Here is a 22247-nt window from a genome sequence, read left to right on the forward strand (position 1 = left end):
TACGACCGGTCATGTTGAGTGACGAGTCAAACAGCTTAGCCGCAATGCCCCGGAGGGCCGAGGTGGGTCAACCCGATTCAAATGCCGCCCGCGCGCACGACGACGCCGATGCAGCGAGGAGCCGCCGTTTTCAGCAACTGGCGCTCCCGCACCTCGACGCGGCGTACAACCTTGCGCGCTGGCTGTGCGGCAACCCAAACGATGCCGACGACGTCGTGCAGGAAGCCTTCATGCGCGCGTTTCGCTTCTTCGACACGTTCCGTGGCGACTCCGCGCGGCCGTGGCTGCTGGCGATCGTGCGCCGCACCTGGTACACGGAATGGCGGCGGCGCGCGTCGTCGCACGAGGTGGTCGAGTTCGACGACAGCATGGACGACGCGACCTTCGACGGCTGGACCGCGGGCGGCGCCGATCCGCAGACGCTCCTGATCCGCGATGAAGACACGAAGCTCGTGCACGAGGCGCTGGCGCAGTTGCCGGTCGAGTATCGCGAGGTGCTGATCCTGCGGGAGCTCGAGGAAATGGGCTACCGCGAGATCGCGATGGTGGCCGATGTGCCGATCGGCACGGTGATGTCGCGGCTCGCGCGGGGCAGGCGCAAGCTGGCCGCGTTATTGACGGCGAAACAGGCGTCCGGGCATCCGGGAGGAGGCGGCTCGCCGCGCGCCACGATGCCGGGCGCCTGCACGACGCCCACAGCTTCTGTAACACCGCTCCGGGCGGCCTCCAACGGCCGTCCATCCAGCAACCCCGGCGCAAGCGCCACCGGCTTACCTCAGGAGACGCCAGATGGACTGTAACGAAGCGCGGCCGCTCCTCGATGCGAATGCCGACCACGAATTGACCGCACCGGATGCTCAGCGCGTCCAGCAGCACATCGACGGTTGCGACGCTTGCCGACGCGAAAGCGAAAACCTGCATGCGTTGAGCGCCTCACTGCGCGCGCAGCCCTATCACCGCGCGCCGGATGCCCTGCGGGCGCGGATTCTGGCTGCTCTCCCGGCGGGCGACATCGCCGCCCCCGAGTCCATCGAAGCCCCACGGGCCGCCACACAGCCGAGGCCGAAGCGAAGCTGGCTGGGTAACTGGCTGAATGGCTGGCTGCGTCCGCAAGGCACGATGGGGCGGCCCGGCGGGGGCACGGGTACAGGAGCAGGAACAGGCGCAGCGATCGGGCAGGGCTGGCTCGTCGGGCTGGTGGTCGCGCTCGGCGCGGTGGCGGTAGGCGTGACACTGAACCTGCATCATCCGGCGCAAGCGGGCCCGTTCACCGACGAACTGGTCGAAAGCCATGTGCGGGCGCAAATGTCCGGTCACGATATCGACGTCATTTCGACTGACCGGCACACGGTCAAGCCGTGGTTCAACGGCCGGATCGACTATTCGCCGCCGGTCGAGGACCTCGCGGCGAACGGTTTTCCGCTCGAAGGCGGCCGGCTGGATTACATCGCGCATCAGCGGGTGGCGGTGCTGGTGTACCGGTATCAGAAACACGTCATCGACGTCTATGTGTTTCCGGAAGCGCGCTCCGCCGACGCAGCACGAGAAGCGGCCGCCGGGCTTTCGGCGGCGCAGACTCGCGAGGGGTATTCGCTCGCGCACTGGAACGCGCAGGGGATGGCCTGGTGGGCCGTCACCGACGCCGCGCCGGACGCGCTCGGTGGGCTCGAAAAGGCGCTGAGAGCCCGTCTGGCGGGCGGCAGCGAGCAGACCGAGGGGGGCTGAACGGACGTTGCGCGCGCTGCGGTGGCGATGTTCTCGGGCGCGAATGCGTGGCGGCGGTTTGTTCGCTGTTTGTTCGTTGCTTCCCGGTTGCTTCTCCGATATTTCTCCGCTTCGTCCTAAACCCTTGAAAACACACCCGATTCGTGCGCCGCATTAACGGGATATCTTGCAACCCAGCCCCATTCGGGTTACACTCTTTGGCTTCTCACTTGCCACACCGGTTCCGACGCCCGGGTGGCTTTAATCCACAAGGAGTGAATATGCGTCATTATGAAATCGTATTTATCGTGCATCCGGATCAGAGCGAGCAAGTGCCCGCAATGATCGAGCGTTACAAGAGCACGATCACCTCGCACGGTGGCCAGATCCACCGTATCGAAGACTGGGGCCGTCGCCAACTGGCCTACATGATCGAGAAACTCGCGAAGGCTCACTACGTCTGCATGAACATCGAATGCGACCAAACCACGCTCGACGAGCTGGAACACGCATTCAAGTTCAACGACGCTGTTCTGCGTCACCTGATCGTCAAGATGAAGAAGGCCGAAACCGGCCCGTCGCCGATGATGAAGGAAGTGCAGCGCGAAGAAGCCAAGAAGTCGGCTGCTACGCAACCGTCCGAAGCGCAGGCTTAAGACACACTATTTAAGCTACCAGACAAAAGCGTCGCTCTCGCCAAGGCTACATGAATCGGCTGCAACTTACGGCCAGCGTCGTCGAACGCGAACCGGTGCGGTATACCCCCGCCGGCGTTCCGATTGCAGGCTGCACGTTGCACCATCGCACGGAAGTCGTCGAAGCCGGTATTGCCCGGCAAGTCGAACTGACCATGCAGGCGGTAGCCGCGGGTGAGGTGAGCGGTAAGCTGGAAAGTCGTCAGATGGGCGTGGAAACGCTCTTCACGGGTTTTCTGGCAAAAAAACACCGCAACGCAAGAACTCTGGTATTTCACATCACAGAATTGCAGGACATTGGAAAGGACTGAACATGCCCCGCCCGACTGGTAAGAAATTCGACAAGCGTCGTCAGCAACAAAATCCGCTCTTCAAGCGCAAGAAGTTCTGCCGTTTCACGGCCGCTGGCGTCGAATACATCGACTACAAGGACCTCGAAACGCTGAAGGACTTCATCGGCGAAAACGGCAAGATCACGCCGGCGCGTCTCACGGGTACGAAGTCGCACTATCAACGCCAGCTGGATACGGCAATCAAGCGCGCACGTTTCCTCGCGCTGGTGCCGTACACCGACCAGCACAAGGCCTAACCCGACGACGCGATAAGGAGTATCCGAATGCAAATTATTCTTCTGGAAAAAGTCGTCAATCTGGGCAACCTGGGCGATATCGTGAAGGTCAAGGACGGTTACGCACGTAACTTCCTGATCCCGAACAAGCAGGCTCGCCGTGCAACGAAGGAAGCCCTGGCTGAATTCGAAGTCCGCCGCGCTGAACTCGAAAAGATCGCTGCTGAAAAGCTGGCTGCTGCTCAAGCTCAAGGCGAAAAGCTGGCAGGCTCGACGGTTCAGATCAATCAGAAGGCTGGCGTCGACGGCCGTCTGTTTGGCTCGGTGACGAATGCCGACATCGCTGACGCATTGGTTAAGCTTGGCTTCGCAGTGGAAAAGGCGCAAGTGCGTCTGCCGGAAGGCCCGCTGAAGCTGGTTGGCGACCACGCTGTTCAGATCTCGCTGCACACCGACGTTCTCGTCGATGTGAACGTGGCTGTGATCGGCGAACACGTCTAAGCATCAATTGGAATCCGCCAGGATGTTGCTGGCAAAGGGCAGGGGCCGGGTGACCGGCCCCTGCTTTTTTTGTGCCCGCTTTTTAGTTTTTCCGCTGCCCGCGCGCGCTCGATTTACCCGATAATTCCTCTCCATGAACGCACCGTCCAAAGATCCCCAAATCGAGTCGCTGAAAGTCCCGCCGCATTCGATCGAAGCCGAGCAGTCGGTGCTGGGCGGCCTGCTGCTCGACAACGCGGCATGGGACCGCATCGCCGACTTCCTGTCGCAGAGCGATTTTTACCGATACGACCACCGCATCATTTTCGAACACATCGGCAAGCTGATCGCGGCGACGCGTCCGGCCGACGTGATCACCGTGTACGAGGCGCTCGGTACCTCGGGCAAGGCGGAAGAGGTCGGCGGTCTCGCCTACCTGAACGCGCTGGCGCAGAACACGCCGAGCGCGGCCAATATCCGCCGCTACGCGGAAATCGTGCGCGATCGCGCGGTACTGCGCCGCCTCGTGTCCGTGGCCGACGAAATTTCCGCCGACGCTTTCAACCCGCAAGGCAAGGAAGTCCGCCAGTTGCTGGACGAGGCCGAATCGAAGGTATTTTCGATCGCTGAAGACGGCGCGCGTGGCACGCAGGGCTTCCTGGAAATCGGGCCGCTTTTGACCGAGGTGGTCGAGCGGATCGACACGCTATATCACACCGCCAACCCGAGCGACGTGACCGGCACGCCGACTGGTTTTGTCGACCTGGATCGCATGACGTCGGGTATGCACGGCGGCGAGTTGATCATCGTTGCGGGGCGCCCTTCGATGGGTAAGACGGCGTTCTCGATGAATATCGGCGAGTATGTGGCGGTCGAATACGGCTTGCCGGTCGCCGTGTTTTCCATGGAAATGCCGGGCTCGCAGCTCACCATGCGTATGCTGGGCTCGGTCGGCCGGCTCGACCAGCACCGCATGCGTACGGGGCGTCTGACTGATGAGGATTGGCCGAAGCTCACGCACGCGGTGCAGAAAATGAGCGAGGCGCAGATTTTCATCGACGAAACCGGCGGCCTGAACCCGATGGAACTGCGTTCGCGCGCGCGTCGGCTGTCGCGCCAGTGCGGCAAGCTCGGGCTGATCATCATCGACTATTTGCAGCTGATGAGCGGTTCGTCGTCGGGCGAGAACCGTGCGACCGAAATCTCGGAAATCTCGCGTTCGTTGAAGAGTCTCGCCAAAGAGCTCGACGTACCCGTGATTGCGTTGTCGCAGCTGAACCGGGGTCTCGAGCAGCGTCCGAACAAGCGACCGATCATGTCCGACTTGCGCGAATCCGGTGCTATCGAACAGGATGCCGACGTCATTCTGTTTATCTATCGAGATGAGGTGTACAACCCGGACAGCCCGGACAAGGGCACGGCTGAGATCATCATCGGTAAGCAGCGGAATGGTCCGATCGGTCCTGTTCGCCTCACGTTCCATGGCCAATTCACGAAGTTCGACAATTTTGCCGGCGCGCAGAATTTCTACAGCGAGTAAGAAGGCAGCGGCGAATGCAACGGCGGAGATCACTGCTGAACGTGTTGTAACGACGCTTTCAAAAGTGCGGCATCGATCCTGGAACGGTACAATGTGGCGGTTTTATGTCAGCCATAATGTGACCAATTTTCGGGATCCCAATGTTCGGTCGTTTCATGCCCACCGAGGGCAAGTTCTTTGAAATTTTCAATGCGCACGCAACGTGCATCGTCTCGGCAAGCCGCGAACTCGAGCTGCTGATCGACAACCTTCAGGACGCCGAGACCCACAAGCAAAACGTGCAGAAGGCCGAAAAGGCCGCTGACAAGCTCACGCACGAAGCCATCGATCTGCTGCACAAGACCTTCATCACGCCGCTCGACCGTGACGAGATTCACAAGCTGATCACCACGATGGACGACATCCTCGATCTGATGGAGGACGTCGCCACGGCTATTTCGCTGTACGACGTGCAGGCGGTGACCTCCGAAGCGAGCCAGCTGGCGCACATCTGCACGGCCACCTCCGAGCGCGTGCAGTTCGCCGTCAGCCTGCTGTCGGACATGAAGCAGGCCAGCCAGATCCTGAAGGCGTGCGAGGAAATCGACCGTCTGGAATCAGAAGCCGACCGTGTGCTGCGCTCGGCCATGTCGAAGCTTTTCCGCGAAGAAGACAACGTCAAGACGCTGATCAAGCTGAAAGCCATTTACGAACTGCTCGAAACGATTACCGATAAATGTGAGGACGTAGCGAACATCATCGAAGGCATCGTGCTGGAAAACGCATAATGCAATCGATACAACTCGCTATCTGGGTCGTGGCCGGCCTGGTCGCCGTCGCACTGATTTTCGACTTCATGAACGGCTTCCACGACGCGGCGAATTCGATCGCCACGGTCGTGTCGACCGGCGTGCTGAAGCCACAGCAGGCCGTGGCCTTCGCGGCGGCGTTCAACGTTGTCGCGTATTTCGTGTTCCACCTGAAAGTGGCGCAGACAGTCGGCAAGGGCACGATCGACCCGGGTATCGTCGACCACTACGTCATTTTCGGCGCACTGGTTGGGGCGATCGGCTGGAACATCATCACGTGGCATTACGGTATCCCGTCCAGCTCTTCGCATGCGCTGATCGGCGGCCTGGTGGGCGCGGCATTGGCCAAGTCGGGCTGGGGTTCGTTGAATGTCGACGGTCTGATGAAGACAGTGGCGTTCATTTTCATCTCTCCGCTGCTCGGTTTCGTGCTCGGCTCGTTCTTCATGCTGGCGGTGTCGTGGATCTATTTCCGCACGCCACCCAGTAAGGTCGACCGGCGTTTCCGGCGTCTGCAATTGATTTCCGCGGGCTTGTATAGCCTTGGCCACGGCGGAAACGACGCGCAGAAAACCATCGGCATTATCTGGATGTTGCTGATCGCGACGGGCTACGCGTCGTCGATCGCGGATGCGCCGCCGCTGTGGGTGATCGGCGGCTGCTACCTGTCGATGGGTATTGGCACGCTGTTCGGCGGCTGGCGGATCGTCCGCACGATGGGGCAGAAGATCACGAAGCTCAAGCCGGTTGGCGGTTTTTGCGCCGAGACGGGCGGGGCGATCACGCTGTTCACGGCTTCGTGGCTCGGCATTCCGGTGTCCACCACGCATACGATTACCGGCGCGATCGTCGGTGTCGGCGCGACGCAGAAGTTGAGTGCGGTGCGTTGGGGGGTGGCCGGCAACATCGTCTGGGCGTGGATTCTGACGATTCCAGCCTCGGCGGCGCTTTCCGGAGCGGCCTGGTGGCTCGGCCACCGCTTTCTGTAAATGTTGCGCGGACGGCTTTTGCCGTCCGCATGTTTTTTAGGCTTAGCCGCGAAGCCCGAAGCCCGAAGCCCGAAGCCCGAAGCCCGAAGCCCGAAGCCCGAAGCCACGAGGCCAAGAGCACGCCTCCGGCCTCACACCCCTAAAGCGGTATATAAAGCTCGCCGCTCAGATCAGCGGCGTGCTGCCTCCATCCATCGGGACGATTGCGCCCGTCACATAGCTCGCGCGGCGGCTCGCCAGAAACAGCGCGACGTCAGCGATTTCCTCCGGATTTGCATAGCGCCCAAGCGGCACCTTAGCCTGTCCGCGCGCCAGTGCGTCCGCGCTTTCGATGCCTTGCTGCGACGCTTCCAGCTTGACCGCTTCCTCGACTCGCTCGGTCAGCGTCGAACCCGGGTTGATCGCGTTGATGCGGATGCCGTAGCGCGCGTAGTAGTGGGCGAGGCCGACGGTGGCCAGCATCAGCGCGGCATTCGCGGCGCCACCGGCGATGTGGATGTCGCTCGCGATCTTGCCGCCCATGCCGATGATGTTGACGATTGTGCCGGGTGCCGCGCTGTCGCCGGCCTTCACGCGCTCGGCCATGCGGCGCAGCACTTCCTGTTGCGGGTAGATGTAGGGGAAATACTTCGCTTCCATGGTCGCCCGGAAAGCGTCGGCATCGAGCGTTTCCGGGTCGTAGCGGCGCGCCGCGCCGGCGCTGTTGATCAGCACGTCGATTGGGCCGACGGCGGTGCTGACTTCCTCGACGATATCGGCGGCGCTATGCGGTTCGTGCAGATCGGCCCGGGTCCGATGCACGTGCAGTCCTTCCTGCTTTAACTGCTCGTAAGCACGCGCGAGATTGGCGGGGTCGCGCGAGACGATTGCTACTCTGGCGCCCTCCAGCGAGAATGCGCGGGCGCAGGCGAACCCGATGCCCTTGCTGCCGCCCGTGATCAACACCACCTTGTCTTTCAGCCCGAGATCCATCGTCGCCACCCGAAGTCGGAAGAATATCGATGACGATAGCAGATCAGGGGCGTAGCGGGGATGGAGCACGGCGCGGACGTGTCCGTGCGACTAACCAGGATGGCGCGGGCCAATAGCGAATCACGAACCGCCAGCAACCGACCACGACCGCAGCCGTGGCGAGCCACCTATTCCCGCTACTGTCCACGCGATGTCGTCAAAAGCTTCCGTTGGCGAACCGGGCGATGGGATCGTCGGTGGTTTGCGTGGGGGCGGGGACGCCGCGCGATCCTGTCGAGGCCCGCATGATCTGCACGCCGCCGTTGACGTCGGCTTGCTGAGCCTGCCGGGCCTGGCGCGCGGCGACTGAGGCGGGCGGGGGAGGTTCGAAGGCGTCGGCTGCCGCGTCGATAGGATCAGGCGCGCCGGCGGCCGTCGTAGTTTGCGGGACAGTGCGCGTAGCCATTGCCTGTTGTTGGGCCGAAGTGCCGGCGGCGTTATACGCGCTTGTCTGGGCGCCTGGAACCGGCGTCGGCGAGACGGCGCCCGCCGCGCGCGCCTGCAACTGCGCCGCGCTCATGCCGGGTGGCGGCGGCTCGAACGCGTCAGCTTGAGGCGCTGGCGAGGTTGTCGTCGCCGTGGCCGGCTGCAGGCTGGAGGCAGATGCCGCGCGTGTCGTCGCAACGACGCGAGTTGCTTGTTGCGATGTGAGCGGAGACGCCGCGTAGTTCGAGGACGGTTGCGCCGCGGCAGACTTGACCGTTGCCGGCGTCGCACTTGCCGTTGCCACGCCGGCGGACGTGGCGGGTGCCGTGCCCGCTGTCGCGGCCGTCGCGGTTGCCGTCACCGTCGCCGCATACGCCGGCACCGTTTGCGCGCCGCGTTCGGGTTGTGGCGCCGCGGCCTGATAGCTCGGCGTATCGAACGGCACTGGCGTCGCAGCCGGGCCCGCCACGCGGCGAATACCGTCGAAACGTTTGGCCCAATATGGATTGGTCAAATAGTCGAGCCGCACCGTGCCGCCTGTCGACGGTGCATTGACGAAGCGCAGCTTGCCCACATAAATCCCGACGTGCGAATGGGCGCGTCCGGTCGTGTTGAAGAAAATCAGATCGCCTGGCGCGATCCCGTCCGGCTCGATCACTTCGCCGCGTCCGCTCATATCGGCGGTCGTTCTCGGCAAATTCACGGACGCCGCGCGTGACACCACGTAGCGAACCAAACCGCTGCAATCGAAGCCGCTATCTGGCGTATTACCACCCCAACGGTATGGAATGCCGACCAGGCTCATCGCCTGGATCGAAATTTCCTCGCGGCCGATGCTGTGGTCGACGAAATTCGGGAAGCCCGGCGGCGGTGCGCGATAAGCGCCGTTCGCGACCACGACCGATGAACCCGACTCGCGCGACGTCTTTTGCGGCGCGCCGGCGCAAGCGGCGAGCAGCAAAACGGTCAGCAGCGAAAGGGCGAGTCGACACATGACGACGAAGCGAGCGGTAAACGCTCGTTTAAGGGCGGACGATGTCCGGATGGTAGCCCGTCGAACATGGCTCAGGCAAGAATTCTTGACAACTTACTTGAAGTTTGTGCGCTAAGTGTTGCCCATCGGGAACGCGTGTCCAAGAAAAAAGCCGCGTCCGGGGATGATCCGGATGCGGCTTATAGCTGAAGCTAAGGTATTGAAACTTAAAGAATTTCCGACGCGTAATCGGCAAGGCGCGAGCGCTCGCCGCGCGCCAGCGTCACATGTCCGCTGTGCGCCCAGCCCTTGAAGCGGTCGACCACGTAAGTCAGACCCGAGCTGCCTTCCGTCAGGTAGGGCGTATCGATCTGCGCGATATTGCCCAGACAGATGATCTTCGTGCCCGGGCCGGCGCGCGTGACCAGCGTCTTCATCTGCTTCGGCGTCAGGTTTTGCGCCTCGTCGATGATCAGATACTTGTCCACGAACGTACGGCCACGCATGAAGTTCATGCTCTTGACCTTCAGGCGCGAGCGGATCAGTTCCTGAGTCGCGGCGCGGCCCCATTCGCCGGCGGCGTCGTCGGTTTTCTGCAGGACTTCGAGGTTGTCGTCAAATGCACCCATCCACGGTTGCATTTTTTCCTCTTCCGTACCCGGCAGGAAGCCGATGTCTTCACCGACCGGCACCGTTGCACGCGTCACGATGATCTCGTTGTAGCGCTTGTCGTCGAGCACCTGGGCCAAGCCCGCCGCGAGCGCGACCAGCGTCTTGCCGGTACCGGCCTGACCCAGCAGCGTCACGAAGTCGATTTCCGGATTCATCAGCAGGTTCAGCGCGAAGTTCTGCTCGCGATTGCGCGCCGTGATGCCCCACACGTTGTTCTTGTGGTGGCCGTAGTCGCGCAAGGTTTGCAGCAGCGCCGTCTTGCCGTTCAGTTCGCGCACCAGCGCATGAAAGGTCGGCTCGCCGTTCTGCGGCTCCAGATAGACGAACTCGTTGACCAGCATGGACGCGCAGAGCGGCCCGGTCACGCGGTAATAGGTGGTGCCGGTTTTGGTGTCCTGCCAGCTCTCCATGCCCTTCGCGTGCTTGGTCCAGAAATCCTGCGGCAGCGCGCGAATGCCCGAGTACAGCAGATCGCTGTCTTCGAGCACCTGGTCGTTGAAGTAATCTTCGGCGGGCAGACCGAGCGCATGCGCCTTGATGCGCATGTTGATGTCTTTCGACACCAGCACGACCTGGCGATCCATCCGGTCGCGCTGCAACGCGCGCACCACGCCGAGAATCTGGTTGTCGGCCTTGCCTTCCGGCAGACCTTCCACCGGCTCGATGGCGTTGAGCTTGGTCTGGAAGTACAGGCGTCCGGACGCCTCACGGCTGCCGAGACGCGCCAGCGAAATGCCGTCCGAGATGTTGCCGGCGTTCGCCACCAACGCGTCCAGCGTGCGGCTCACCTGGCGGGCGTTACGCGCGACTTCGGACATGCCCTTCTTGTGGTTGTCGAGTTCTTCCAACGTCATCATCGGCAGATAGACGTCGTGTTCCTCGAAACGGAACAGGCAGCTTGGATCGTGCATCAGCACGTTCGTGTCGAGCACGAAGAGCTTCTGGACTTCGAGTGGATCGGCGGATGCGCCGCGCTTCTTGCTGGTGCCGCGCGTGCTGGGTGCTACAGCTGCGGGCGTGCTTGCGGCTGGGTCTTTCGCACTTGGCGCGCGCGCGACGACCGGCTGCGATTTGGCGGCGGGCGCGGCAACAACCGCCGGCTCGGCTTGCGGACGGGAAGCGGGAACCGGTTGCAGCAATGCGGCGGTCTGCTTCGATTTGCGGCGGGGCGCCGGTGCAGCCTGCTCGGCGGATGCAGACGCAGCCGAGGACGCCGACGATGCCGGCACGGGCCGCAAAGTGGTCGCGGCATTGGCGGCGTGCGCCATCGGTGTGGCGACGTTCGCGCGGCCGTAATCGGCCGACTCCGCGGATTCCCCTCCGACTGCCTGTTTCTTCGCGGCGGAGCGCGCCGGCGTGGCGGCTTTGGCCTTGTATTCGTCGGGCGGCAGGAGATTGCCGAGCTTGCTGGGGGGGGTAGGCAAAGGCATGGTTTCCCTCGAATTGATCGGGTCACATTTCGTGCGCCGCCTGTCGCATTCTGCCGGTGCCAGTGAGTGCGCACGCAGTTTGCGCCCGGAGGCGCGCATTCGGTCTAGAGATGCCGGTTCGCCTGGTCTTCGATCGGCTCCTTAACGGAAACGCGTGGCCGAGTGAACGAACGGCTGCGCGCAATTAAAAAAGCCGCCGCCCCGGCGTACGGGACAAGCGGCTCGCCTTCGGTTATCGCGTTGCGCCTCGTGACTTCGACGGAACCGGGAAAACGGCCGTCAAGTCTGGCGTAGCGACGAAAAATGTGGGGTGGACAGGCACTCATTGGAACCCAATATAACGCGCCTCAAAGCGCTTGTACAGCCTCCAGAATGTCATCGACATGCCCTGGCACTTTCACGCCACGCCACTCCTGGCGCAGCACGCCTTCGGCGTCGATCAGGAACGTGGAGCGTTCGATCCCACACACTTCTTTGCCATACATTTTCTTCAATTTCATGACGCCGAAGAGTGCGCACAAGGTTTCTTCGGGGTCAGAGATCAACGGAAACGGCAGTTCGAGCTTTGCCTTGAAATTGTCATGGGAACGCAGGCTGTCGCGCGACACGCCAAGGATCTCCGCGCCGGCCTTTTTGAATTTCGGATACAGATCGCGGAACTGCAGACCTTCGGTCGTGCAGCCCGGCGTGTTGTCCTTCGGATAGAAATACAGCACCACCTTCTTGCCCCGCAGCTTGGACAGCGTGATCTCGCCACCGGTAGCGGGGGCGGTAAAGTCGGGGATGGGTTGGTCGACTGCGATGGGCACGAGGTTCTCCGGTTGTTATGGCCGACGTCGTAGTACTTGCAACTGTTGCGGCGCCGGCCTGGCATCGAGGCTTCTAGGGAGGGGCGACTGGCGCGTGGTGGTCGCTCGCGCGGCGGCCGGGTCGTCAGGGCGGGCTATGGATTGGCCAGTCAGGGCTGGACAATCAACTCGCCGGAGCGGCCTGGAATTTCGCCCCACGTAACAGGGTACGATGGCAGCGTGCTGCGGTCTAGCGTGACGTAGTAATCACCCATGGTCGCGAAGGTGTGGCCTTGCGCACGCCAGCCTCCCAGCAGCTGTTCGAAAATCGGCGCGAGCTTTTGTCCTTCGAGTTCCGCGTGCAGCGTGAACACCTGATCGTGCGGATTGTTTTCGGTGTGCTTCAGCATCCATGCGGCGACGTTGTGCTCGTCGACGCCATCCACGCCGAGCACTTCGTCGAGCGTGGGCAGCGTGGTGGGCATCTGCACATGCGACAGTTGCTTGCCGCCGACCACCGGCAGATACGGGGAGTGGCCGCGTCCGTCGGACGCATAGTGCATGCCCCACGCGTCGATCTGCTCGAACGCATGCCCGTTCATCTGCCAACCCGCCGCCCCGTGCGTGACGGGCGGCGCACCGAAGATCGCGACGAAGCGGTTGAAGCTCTTCTGCATCTGCTTCTCGGTCCACTCGCGGTCTTGCGAACGCACGTTGTCCTGCCAGTACACGTGGTCCCAGGTGTGGATGCCGCATTCGAAGCCGGCCTCGTGAATCGCGCGCATTTCCGCGGCGGTCTTCACGCCGATATCCGGCCCCGGCAGCAGCACGCCGTACATCAGTTGCCTGATGCCGTAATGTTCGACCACCGACGTGCGCGACACCTTCTTCAGAAAGCCCGGCCGCAACACGCGGCGCATCGCCCAACCGGTGTGGTCGGGCCCGAGGCTGAAGAGGAAAGTGGCGCGCGCCTTGAAGCGGTCGAAGATGCGTGCGAGATTCGGCACGCCTTCGCGGGTGCCGCGCAGCGTGTCGACGTCGATCTTCAGGACGATACGAGCCAAGGATCAGGCCTTATTGTTGTTCGACGAGGGCGCGCGCTTCGGCGACGTGGCCGCGATACGCTTCGAAAATCTTGCGCAGCGCTTCGTCGAAGGTCGACTTCGGCGCCCAGCCGAGTTCCTGCATCGTGTTGTCGATCTTCGGCACGCGGTTCTGCACGTCCTGATAGCCCGAGCCGTAATACGCGCCCGAGGACGTTTCGACCAGCTGCACTTTCTTCGCGAGCTCGGCGTATTCCGGGAATTCGGCGGCCAGCGTCAGCATCTTGTGCGCGAGCTCGCGCACCGAGAAGTTGTTGGTCGGGTTGCCGATGTTGTAGATCTTGCCCGTGGCGACACCGTTCTTGTTCTCGATGATCTTCATCAGCGCGCCGATGCCGTCGTCGATATCCGTGAACGCGCGCTTTTGCGCGCCGCCGTCCACGAGGCTGATGTTCTCGCCGCGCACGATATGGCCTAGGAACTGCGTGACCACGCGCGAGCTGCCTTCCTTCGGCGTGTAGATCGAATCGAGGCCCGGGCCGATCCAGTTGAACGGACGGAACAGCGTGAAGTTCAGGCCTTCCATGCCGTAACCCCAGATCACCCGGTCCATCAACTGCTTGGAGCACGCGTAGATCCAGCGCGGCTTGTTGATCGGGCCGTACGACAGTTGCGACTCTTCCGGGTCGAACTGCTCGTCCGTGCACATGCCGTAGACCTCGGAGGTCGACGGGAACACGAGGTGCTTGCCGTACTTGACGGCCGAACGCACGATCGGCAGGTTCGCCTCGAAGTCGAGTTCGAACACGCGCAGCGGCTGCTTCACGTAAGTGGCGGGCGTGGCGATCGCGACCAGCGGCAGGATCACATCGCACTTCTTGATGTGGTACTCGACCCACTCCTTGTTGATCGTGATGTCGCCTTCGAAGAAGTGCATCCGCTCATGATTCACGAGGTCACCCAGACGCTCGGTCTGCATGTCCATCCCGAAGACTTCCCAATCGGTCGTTTCGAGAATGCGTTTGGACAGGTGATGGCCGATGAAGCCGTTCACACCCAGAATCAGGACTTTTTTCATGAGTAACGGGGAGTTTGGGGGGGAATTTGGATGAGTTGGGCGAATTCGTCAGCGGTGACCACGGTTTCGTTGCCGTCATGCTGATGCCGCAATTCGTGGATGGCGATCGCGCGACCGTCGCCGCATATCGCGAAAACGGCATTATCGCCTACGTGCAGGCCCGGCGGCAAATCCGAGCGAAGCGCGCCGGGCGAGGCCAGGCGCGCACGGGCGATGACGAAGCGCAGATCGCCGAGATCGGTAAACGCGCCGGGATAGGGCGGCGCGACCGCGCGGATCAGGTTGTAGACGTGCTGCGCGGGTTGCGTCCAGTCGATCCGGCCGTCTTCCGGCTTGCGCCCGCCGTAGTAGCTGCCGTGCGACAGATCGTTCGGCAGATGCGGCGCTTCGCCTGCGAGCAGCGCCGGGAGCACGCGCCACAGGGTCTGTTCGGCGGCCACCGTGACCTTGTCGAACACCTGCGCGGCGGTGTCGTCGGGCAGGATCGGCACCGGCGTTTGCGCGATGATCGCGCCCGCATCGGGCTTGGCGGCCATTTCGTGCAGCGTCGCGCCGGTTTCCGTTTCGCCGTGAATCACCGCCCAGTTGGTCGGCACGCGGCCGCGGTACTTCGGCAGCAGCGAGCCGTGCATGTTGTAAGCGCCCCGTGCGGCGAGCGCCAGCAGGTCGACCGGCAACATGTGGCGGTAGTAGAACGAGAAGATGAAGTCCGGGCGGGCGGCGCTCACCGCGGCGCGCAGCTCCGGGCTTTTCGGATCGGCCGGCGTGACGACGGGAATGCCGTGCCCGGCCGCGACAGAGGCGACGCTGCCGAACCAGATGTTTTCGGTCGGGCTGTCTTCGTGGGTGACGACCAGCGCCACGTCTACTCCGCGTGCGAGCAGCACTTGCAGGCAGCGCACGCCGACGTTGTGATACGCGAATACGACGGCGCGCGGCTTCATGGATTCGGGCCCTGATCGATCAGCGGCGCGGCCTGCACGGCCTGCACGACCGTCTGGCGCGGCGCTTCAGTCACGGTGGCGCCGTCGCGCTGCTCGAGAATCGTCTGCACCAGATAACGCGGACGCGCGCGCACCTGCTGATAAATCCGGCCGATGTATTCACCCAGCAGGCCCAACGCGAAGATGATCACGCCGAGCAGGAAGAAGGTGATAGCGAACAGCGTGAACACACCTTGCACTTCCGCGCCGATGATGAAGCGGCGAATCAGCAGCAGCACGAACAGCGCCGCGGACCCGAGCGACAGGATCACGCCGATGAACGACAGCCATTGCAGCGGCACCACCGAGAAACCGGTGACCAGGTCGAAATTCAGGCGGATCAGCGAATACAGCGAGTACTTGGATTCACCGGCAAAACGCTCCTCGTGCGCGACTTCGATCTCGACCGGATTCTGCGCGAAGGTGTAAGCGAGCGCAGGAATGAAGGTGTTGATTTCGCCGCAGCGGTTGATCGTGTCGATGATGTGCCGGCTGTACGCGCGCAGCATGCAGCCCTGGTCGGTCATCTTGATGCGGGTGATGCGCTCGCGCAGACGGTTCATCGCGCGTGACGCCTTGCGGCGCCACAAGCTGTCCTGGCGTTGCAGACGGATCGTGCCGACGTAGTCGTAACCTTCACGCATCTTGTTGACCAGCTTGCCGATTTCTTCCGGCGGATTCTGCAGGTCGGCGTCGAGCGTGATCACGATCTCGCCGCGCGATTGCTCGAAGCCCGCCAGAATCGCCATGTGCTGGCCGTAGTTGCCGTTCAGCAGGATCACACGGGTCGTGTCGGGCCGCGCGCGGAACTGCTCGGCGAGCAGGGCGGCGGATTTGTCGCGGCTGCCGTCGTTGATGAAGATCACTTCATAGCCGGTGCCGAGCGCGTCGAGCGCCGGGTAGAGGCGCGCGAACAGCGCGGCCAGCCCGGCTTCCTCGTTGTACACCGGGATGATGATCGACACTTCCGGTGCGACGGCGCGATGTTCCGAATAACTCATTTCCGCTTATTTTCCGTATTGTTCGCAAATTTCATTGACCGCGCGGCAGACCCGCTCCACGTCGCCCTCGTTCATCAGCGTGAACAGCGGCAGCGTGACGGTGGTGGCGCCGAAGCGCTCCGCGTGCGGGAACATGCCTTCCTTGAAGCCCTTCGAGCGGTACAGCGAGAACAGGTGAATCGCCGGGTAATGCACGCCCGAACCGATGCCGCGTTCCTTCAACTGGCCCATGAAGCCCGCGCGGTCGATCGAGAGTTTCTCGAGCGGCAGCGTGATCTGGAACATGTGCCAGTTGCTGTTTTCGAAGTCGGCAAACGGCAGGCCGATGCCCAGCTTGACCGCCGCGCCGCCTTCGAGTCCGGCGAAATAGGCGCGTACGAGCTTTTTGCGCTGTGCGAGAAAGCGCTCCAGATGCGGCAGCTGACCGAGGCCGACGCGCGCGGCGACGTCCGTCAGGTTGTACTTGCCGCCCAGCACGTCGCAGTCCATGCCGTCGAAGCCGGTGCGGGTGATGCCTTGCAGGCGGTACTTCTGCGCGAGGATCGCTTCTTCCTCGTTGTTCAGCACCAGTGCGCCGCCTTCGATCGAGGTCAGGTTCTTGTTCGCGTGGAAGCTGAACGACACCATATCGCCGATCTTGCCGATGCGCTCGCCTTTCCATGTCGAACCGAACGCCTGCGCGGCGTCTTCGATCACGCGCAGCTTGTGGGCGCGGGCAATTTCGTACAGCCGGCCCATGTCGACCGGCAGGCCCGACAGGTACACCGGAATGATCGCCCTGGTGCGCGGCGTGATGGCCTTTTCCAGCAGGTTCAGGTCGATGTTGCGGGTGACCGGATCGATGTCGACGAATACCGGCGTCGCGCCGACTTCGTAGACCACGTTGCTGGTTGCGACCCACGACGCGGGCGTGGTGATGACTTCATCGCCTTCGCCCACGCCGGCGATGCGCAGGCCGATTTCGAGCGTCGCGGTGCCGGAATTGAACGTGCGCACGGGGCGGCCGCCGCAGAATTCGGACAGCGCCGCTTCGAACTTCTGGTTCTGCGGGCCGGTCGTGATCCAGCCGGAGCGGAGCACGTCGGCGACGCCCTGAATCGTTTCTTCATCGATCTCAGGTTTGACAAACGGCAGGAACGGGACTGTTGACTGGCTCATGAATGCTTCGCTCGATTGAAAGGGGCGCAGCCCGAAGGGCGCGAAGTAGATCACACATTACGCGCAAACCCAAGGCCACGACTAAAAAGGGCGCAACCGCAAAGCTTACCGCGGCCAACCTTACGTTTTACTTAGCCGGCGGCGGTGTCCGGCTTACCGCATCTTTTTCCGCCGGCATTTTCGCGGCGCGCGCATCGGCGCCGGCAATAAACGGTAATGAACCGAGCCCGGCACGTCGCTGCCGGGGCCGCGCCGCCTAGCTGCGCGCCAGCACGACGACGCCGATCAGGATGACACCGATCCCGACCAGCTTCTGTACCGACATCACCTCGCCGAATAGATACCACGCCGCGAACGCGTTGACGACGTATCCGAGCGACAACATCGGATAGGCAATCGACACGTCCACCCGCGAAAGCCCGATCACCCATACGCCCACGCTGATCACATAGCAGGCCAGGCCGCCGATGATCGGCGGCTGGGTCGCGAGGCGAAAGGCGATGGGCAGGATGTTCGCACGGGTGAATTCGAAGTGTCCAACGGCATTCGTTCCGGCTTTCAGCAGCAACTGCGCGCCGGCGTTCAACGTGACGCCTGCGAGGATACAAAAGAGGGAAATCGGGTTCATCGAACGGTCAGTTCCTGAGATGGGGTCATTGTTGTGGTTTTTCCACTGGCGCGGGTGCCGCGGGTGCGTCAGGCGCCGGTGTGTTTTGCGTCGCAGCGCCGGACGTGCCGGATGCGGGCGCGTCCACCGCCGCGGGCTTCACCACCACCACCCGGCGCGGGTCGCGCGCGATCACCTGCATGGGCAGCCCCTCTTTGAGCAGCCTGTCGTAAGTGGGCGGCGGGATCAGCGCGAGTGCGTAGCGCTCGGCTTTCCAGCGCTCGATCCACGCGTCGACCGACGGCACCCATTTCTGCGGTTCGACGGACACGCCGAACGCCAGCTCGTCAGGGTGTTCGACCATGATCATCGTGTGGTCGATGTAGAACGGCAGCGTATGGTCGAGCACGCCGACCGAGTAGAACGGCGTATCGGCCGGCAACTTTGCGATCTCGGCCTTGATCGCGGGCGCGAGCGGCGCGCCGGAGCTCAGGCGGCCGAACACGTCGTGGCCCGTGCCGGCAATCGTGCCGAGCAGCAGCCATGCCGCGCCGAAGCTCGCGACGGCACCGAGCACGCCGGCGCGGCTGCGACGGTTCAGCCACAGCGCGACCAGCGTGAGCACGAAGGCGACGCCGAGGGCCGCCAGCACCCAGCTGCGGTATTCGACATACAGCTCGGCCGGGTTGCGCGCGTTGCCGAAGCGCGACATGAACAGCGCGGCAAACGCGGCCACGACGAGAAACAGCGCATAGCCGGCCAGATGGCGGCGCAGCTGGTCACGCGTCACGAGCGGCAGATACATGCCGATGACGAGGGCGATCGGCGGGGCGATCGGCAGCGTGTAGGAGAGCAGCTTCGAGTGCGACGCGCTGAAGAACAGAAAGATGAACGCGGTCCACACCAGCATCAGCGTGACCGGCGCGAAGCCGTTGGGCTGGCGCGGCAGGCGCCACGCGTGGCGCACGCTCTGGAAGGTCACCGACAACCACGGCAGGAAACCGACCAGCAGCACCGGCACGAAGTAATAGAACGGCCCCGGGCGGTTCTGTTCGGGCGTCAGATAGCGCTTGAACTGTTGAACGATGAAGAAGAAGTTCAGGAATTCCGGGTTGCGCTGCTGCACCAGCACGAACCATGGCGTCACGATCGCGAAGAACACGATCAGGCCGCCGATCAGATGCAGGCGCTTCCACAAGGCCCAGTCGCGTGCGATCAGGGTGTACAGCACCAGCACGGCGCCCGGCAGGATCAGGCCGACGAGGCCCTTGGACAGCACCGCCAGCGCCATCGCCCCCCAGCACACCCACATCCATGCCCGCACGCTGGCGGCCGGCAGGTTGGGGCGCTGCGCCAGCAGCAGCGCGGAGAGCGTCAGCTCCATCCAGAACGACAAGCCCATGTCGAGCGTGTTGAAGTGGCCCATCAGGTTCCAGTAGGGCGACGTGGCCAGCACGATCGCCGCGAACACGCCGGTCGCCGCATTGAACACGCGCGCGCCGGTGAAACCGATCAGCAGCACGCCCGCGAAGCCCGTCAGCGCGGTGTAGAGCCGCGCCTGCCATTCGCCGATCCCGAACCACGCGAACGTGAGCGCGTTCAGCCAGGTTTGCAGCGGCGGCTTTTCGAAATACTTGTAGCCGTTGTAGCGCGGCGTGATCCAGTCGCCGGTGATGAACATCTCGCGCGCCATTTCGGCGTAGCGGCCTTCGTCGCTCGGCAGCAGATGGCGCCAGCCGAGCGGCACGAACCAGATTACGGCGAGGGCCAGCACCAGCAGCAGGATTGTGGTGCGGTTGAGCGGTAGCCTTGTCGGCGTATCGTTCATGGATTTCAACCTTTTTGGCGACGCCGCGTGGGCAGCGAGGCAGTGTTATTCGAGAATGGCGATCGCCAGCATGGCGCCAATGGCGCGCAGTGTACGTTATCGGCGGTGACGCGGCGAGCGGTGGGTCGGGTCCGGCGGCCGCGCGCGCTGCGCACGCTGTGCGTGGCCGCCTGCGCCTGCACGACGGTTAGACACCGGCTGAGCGCCGCCTTCGCGGCGCCCGCTTGGCGCCCGTCTGACTCCCGTCTGGCACCCGTGGGGCGTCACTGCGCTTCGATCAGCAGTGCGGCCGCGACCTTGCGGCCCTCGGCCATCAGAATGTTGTAGGTGCGGCAGGCGGCCTTGAAGTCCATCGTTTCGACGCCGATGCGTTTGGCGGTGAGCGCGGCGGTCAGGCGCGGATGCGGGAAGCGCAGCCGGTCGCCGCTGCCGAACACGACCACTTCGGGCGCGGCGTCCACCAGCATGGCGAAATGGTCGGCGCTCAGGTCGTCGAACGAGGAGACGGGCCAAGGGATGACGGGGGCTTGCGGCAGCAGGAGAATGCTGCCGACGTGGCGCACCAGATTGATTTCGACATAGCCGGCGCCATAACCGGTGACGGTGTTGAGGGCGCCGCTGGAATCCTGATGTAGTTTCAAATTCGTTTTCCGAAGTCGTCGTGAGACATCATGCGTGTTGGCGGCCTGACCGGGCAGAGCGGAAGCAGGGCGGTTTGACGCGAGTGGGACACGCGAGTGGCACAGCGAGTGACACAGAAGCGGCCGAAAAGGCTTGCCGTTGCGGTTGGTGCATTGCGGAAGTCGGCCAAAATCCGCTAAATTATAACTTTTTAGCCGCCTTGCGGCGCCCCTCGCTCAAGTGTCCCCTCATGTGCTGTCATAAGCCGCCTTGAAGGCACGGGCGCGGCCCATCGGCTACCTGCCTTGGTTCTGCCCGCATTTCGTCTGCTTTTCGACTGTTTTTTGCCCGCTTTGGGTTTGCTTTTCGTCTGCCTTCGCCTATCTGGCTGCTGCACCGGCGCAATCCGCCGGACGCGCGCCTGAGCGGCCCGAAGAGTCGGCCCGATAGCCGGCCCAATAGCCGGCCCAATCCGCGTCTGGCGGCCCGATTCGCGTCTGGCGGGTGTGCCGCGTCATAATTCCCCGTATCGGCGGACTTGCTCGGGTCCCAGCTTTTCGCCCCCGCTTGTTCGCCCAAGCCCATCAACAGGATGAAGTGCCCGCCGTGAAACCGATTCTCAAATCCAACAAGTTGTTGAATGTCTGCTATGACATTCGCGGGCCCGTCCTCGAACATGCGAAGCGGCTCGAAGAAGAGGGCCACCGCATCATCAAGCTGAACATCGGCAATCTCGCGCCGTTCGGCTTCGACGCGCCGGATGAAATCATCCAGGACATGATCCTGAATCTGCCGGGCTCGTCCGGCTACTCGGATTCCAAGGGGGTGTTCGCCGCGCGCAAGGCGATCATGCATTACACCCAGCAAAAAGGCGTGCATGGCGTCGAGCTGGACGACATCTACATCGGCAACGGCGCCTCCGAGCTGATCGTGATGGCGCTGCAGGGCCTGCTGAACGACGGCGACGAAGTGTTGCTGCCCGCACCGGATTACCCGCTGTGGACCGCCGGCGTGAGCCTGTCGGGCGGTACGCCGGTGCACTACATCTGCGACGAATCGAACAGCTGGATGCCGGATCTGGACGACATTCGCGCGAAAATCACGCCGAATACGCGTGCGCTCGTCGTCATCAACCCGAACAACCCCACCGGCGCGCTGTATTCGGACGAGCTGCTGCTCGGCCTGATCGAGATCGCCCGCCAGCACGGCCTCGTGATCTTCGCCGACGAGGTCTACGACAAGATCGTCTACGACGGCAAGAAGCACACGTCGGTAGCCGCGCTCTCCGAAGACGTGCTCACCGTCACATTCAACAGTCTCTCGAAGAGCTACCGTTCGTGCGGCTACCGCGCCGGCTGGATGTTCATCTCGGGTCTGACCGGCGAGAACCGCCGCAACGGCAAAGACTATTTCGAAGGGCTCGGCATTCTGGCCTCGATGCGCCTGTGCCCGAACGTGCCCGGCCAGTACGCGATCCAGACCGCGCTCGGCGGCTATCAGAGCATCAACGACCTGATCGTGCCGAGCGGGCGCCTGTACAAACAGCGCGAACTCGCGTATGACATGCTGACGGCCATCCCCGGCGTGAGTTGCGTGAAGCCCGAGGCGGCGCTGTATATGTTCCCGCGCCTCGATCCGAAGATTTATCCGATCCAGGACGACCAGCAGTTCATCCTCGACCTTCTGCTGGAAGAGCGGGTGCTGCTGGTTCAAGGCACCGGCTTCAACTGGAAGACGCCGGATCACTTCCGCGTTGTGTTCCTGCCGAACGTGGACGATCTCGCGGATTCGATCAACCGGATCGCGCGCTTCCTCGACGGCTACCGCAAACGCCACACGGCTTGAGATGGACGGCGCGCCTTGC

Annotated in this window: 22 protein-coding genes; 10 read left to right on the forward strand and 12 right to left on the reverse strand. The window is 63.0% G+C overall.

Going from position 1 to position 22247, the window contains the following annotated elements; translation table 11 throughout:
• Positions 1-62 precede the first annotated feature (62 nt).
• From DSC91_RS33785 to DSC91_RS33825, 9 genes are all read left to right on the forward strand, one after another.
• A complete protein-coding gene (locus tag DSC91_RS33785) occupies positions 63-800 on the forward strand; it encodes an RNA polymerase sigma factor (protein ID WP_254597358.1) in 738 nt (245 codons plus the stop codon).
• Positions 790-1725, forward strand: a complete 936-nt coding sequence (locus tag DSC91_RS33790) for an anti-sigma factor family protein (protein ID WP_115782829.1) — start codon at positions 790-792, stop codon at positions 1723-1725. Before DSC91_RS33785 ends, DSC91_RS33790 begins: the two co-directional genes overlap by 11 nt.
• Before the next feature lie 260 nt (positions 1726-1985).
• Positions 1986-2360 carry a 30S ribosomal protein S6 gene (gene rpsF, locus DSC91_RS33795; RefSeq protein WP_006048823.1) on the forward strand — a complete coding sequence of 125 codons (375 nt, stop codon included), beginning with the start codon at positions 1986-1988 and terminating at the stop codon, positions 2358-2360.
• Positions 2361-2410: 50 nt separating this feature from the next.
• A complete protein-coding gene (priB, locus tag DSC91_RS33800) occupies positions 2411-2710 on the forward strand; it encodes a primosomal replication protein N (protein ID WP_115782830.1) in 300 nt (99 codons plus the stop codon).
• A 2-nt stretch (positions 2711-2712) separates the two neighbouring features.
• A complete protein-coding gene (gene rpsR, locus DSC91_RS33805; RefSeq protein ID WP_115782831.1) occupies positions 2713-2988 on the forward strand; it encodes a 30S ribosomal protein S18 in 276 nt (91 codons plus the stop codon).
• A gap of 27 nt (positions 2989-3015) precedes the next feature.
• The gene (gene rplI, locus DSC91_RS33810) at positions 3016-3468 is read left to right on the forward strand and encodes a 50S ribosomal protein L9 (RefSeq protein ID WP_115782832.1); all 453 of its coding nucleotides are present in this window, start codon (positions 3016-3018) and stop codon (positions 3466-3468) included.
• 133 nt (positions 3469-3601) lie between these two features.
• Positions 3602-4987, forward strand: coding sequence for a replicative DNA helicase (locus DSC91_RS33815; RefSeq protein ID WP_028196680.1), 1386 nt, complete (start codon positions 3602-3604; stop codon positions 4985-4987).
• A gap of 140 nt (positions 4988-5127) precedes the next feature.
• Positions 5128-5754, forward strand: a complete 627-nt coding sequence (locus DSC91_RS33820; RefSeq protein WP_115782833.1) for a DUF47 domain-containing protein — start codon at positions 5128-5130, stop codon at positions 5752-5754.
• Positions 5754-6764, forward strand: a complete 1011-nt coding sequence (locus DSC91_RS33825; RefSeq protein WP_115782834.1) for an inorganic phosphate transporter — start codon at positions 5754-5756, stop codon at positions 6762-6764. The genes DSC91_RS33820 and DSC91_RS33825 overlap by 1 nt, the downstream gene beginning before the upstream one ends.
• A gap of 165 nt (positions 6765-6929) precedes the next feature.
• On the opposite strand, the gene DSC91_RS33830 is transcribed toward DSC91_RS33825, so the two are convergent.
• The 12 genes from DSC91_RS33830 to DSC91_RS33890 form a co-directional block, all read right to left on the reverse strand.
• Positions 6930-7736, reverse strand: coding sequence for an SDR family oxidoreductase (locus DSC91_RS33830; protein WP_115782835.1), 807 nt, complete (start codon positions 7734-7736; stop codon positions 6930-6932).
• A gap of 196 nt (positions 7737-7932) precedes the next feature.
• Complete coding sequence (locus tag DSC91_RS33835; protein WP_115782836.1) at positions 7933-9195, reverse strand: NlpC/P60 family protein; 1263 nt, start codon at positions 9193-9195, stop codon at positions 7933-7935.
• Positions 9196-9401: 206 nt separating this feature from the next.
• Positions 9402-11276: a PhoH family protein gene (locus tag DSC91_RS33840; protein ID WP_115782837.1), complete on the reverse strand. Its 1875-nt coding sequence runs from the start codon at positions 11274-11276 to the stop codon at positions 9402-9404.
• 347 nt (positions 11277-11623) lie between these two features.
• Positions 11624-12085 (reverse strand): peroxiredoxin, encoded by a 462-nt coding sequence (locus DSC91_RS33850; protein WP_115782838.1) that lies wholly within the window; start codon positions 12083-12085, stop codon positions 11624-11626.
• 149 nt (positions 12086-12234) lie between these two features.
• Positions 12235-13128: a polysaccharide deacetylase family protein gene (locus DSC91_RS33855; protein WP_115782839.1), complete on the reverse strand. Its 894-nt coding sequence runs from the start codon at positions 13126-13128 to the stop codon at positions 12235-12237.
• 10 nt (positions 13129-13138) lie between these two features.
• Positions 13139-14185, reverse strand: a complete 1047-nt coding sequence (locus DSC91_RS33860) for a bifunctional UDP-4-keto-pentose/UDP-xylose synthase (protein WP_115782840.1) — start codon at positions 14183-14185, stop codon at positions 13139-13141.
• Positions 14182-15129 (reverse strand): formyltransferase, encoded by a 948-nt coding sequence (locus tag DSC91_RS33865; RefSeq protein ID WP_115782841.1) that lies wholly within the window; start codon positions 15127-15129, stop codon positions 14182-14184. Before DSC91_RS33865 ends, DSC91_RS33860 begins: the two co-directional genes overlap by 4 nt.
• Complete coding sequence (locus DSC91_RS33870; RefSeq protein ID WP_115782842.1) at positions 15126-16169, reverse strand: glycosyltransferase; 1044 nt, start codon at positions 16167-16169, stop codon at positions 15126-15128. The genes DSC91_RS33865 and DSC91_RS33870 overlap by 4 nt, the downstream gene beginning before the upstream one ends.
• Positions 16170-16175: 6 nt before the next feature.
• Positions 16176-17327, reverse strand: a complete 1152-nt coding sequence (locus DSC91_RS33875) for a DegT/DnrJ/EryC1/StrS family aminotransferase (protein ID WP_115783607.1) — start codon at positions 17325-17327, stop codon at positions 16176-16178.
• Positions 17328-17583: 256 nt separating this feature from the next.
• Entirely contained in the window at positions 17584-17955 is a 372-nt protein-coding gene (locus DSC91_RS33880) for an SMR family transporter (RefSeq protein ID WP_054034531.1), read from the reverse strand.
• Between the two features lie 25 nt (positions 17956-17980).
• Positions 17981-19762: a glycosyltransferase family 39 protein gene (locus tag DSC91_RS33885; protein ID WP_115782843.1), complete on the reverse strand. Its 1782-nt coding sequence runs from the start codon at positions 19760-19762 to the stop codon at positions 17981-17983.
• Positions 19763-20025: 263 nt separating this feature from the next.
• Positions 20026-20403 (reverse strand): Mth938-like domain-containing protein, encoded by a 378-nt coding sequence (locus DSC91_RS33890; protein WP_115782844.1) that lies wholly within the window; start codon positions 20401-20403, stop codon positions 20026-20028.
• 577 nt (positions 20404-20980) lie between these two features.
• Here DSC91_RS33890 and DSC91_RS33895 point away from each other — a divergent pair.
• A complete protein-coding gene (locus DSC91_RS33895; protein ID WP_093632628.1) occupies positions 20981-22228 on the forward strand; it encodes a pyridoxal phosphate-dependent aminotransferase in 1248 nt (415 codons plus the stop codon).
• Positions 22229-22247 lie beyond the last annotated feature (19 nt).

Source organism: Paraburkholderia caffeinilytica (assembly GCF_003368325.1).
Lineage (GTDB): Bacteria > Pseudomonadota > Gammaproteobacteria > Burkholderiales > Burkholderiaceae > Paraburkholderia > Paraburkholderia caffeinilytica.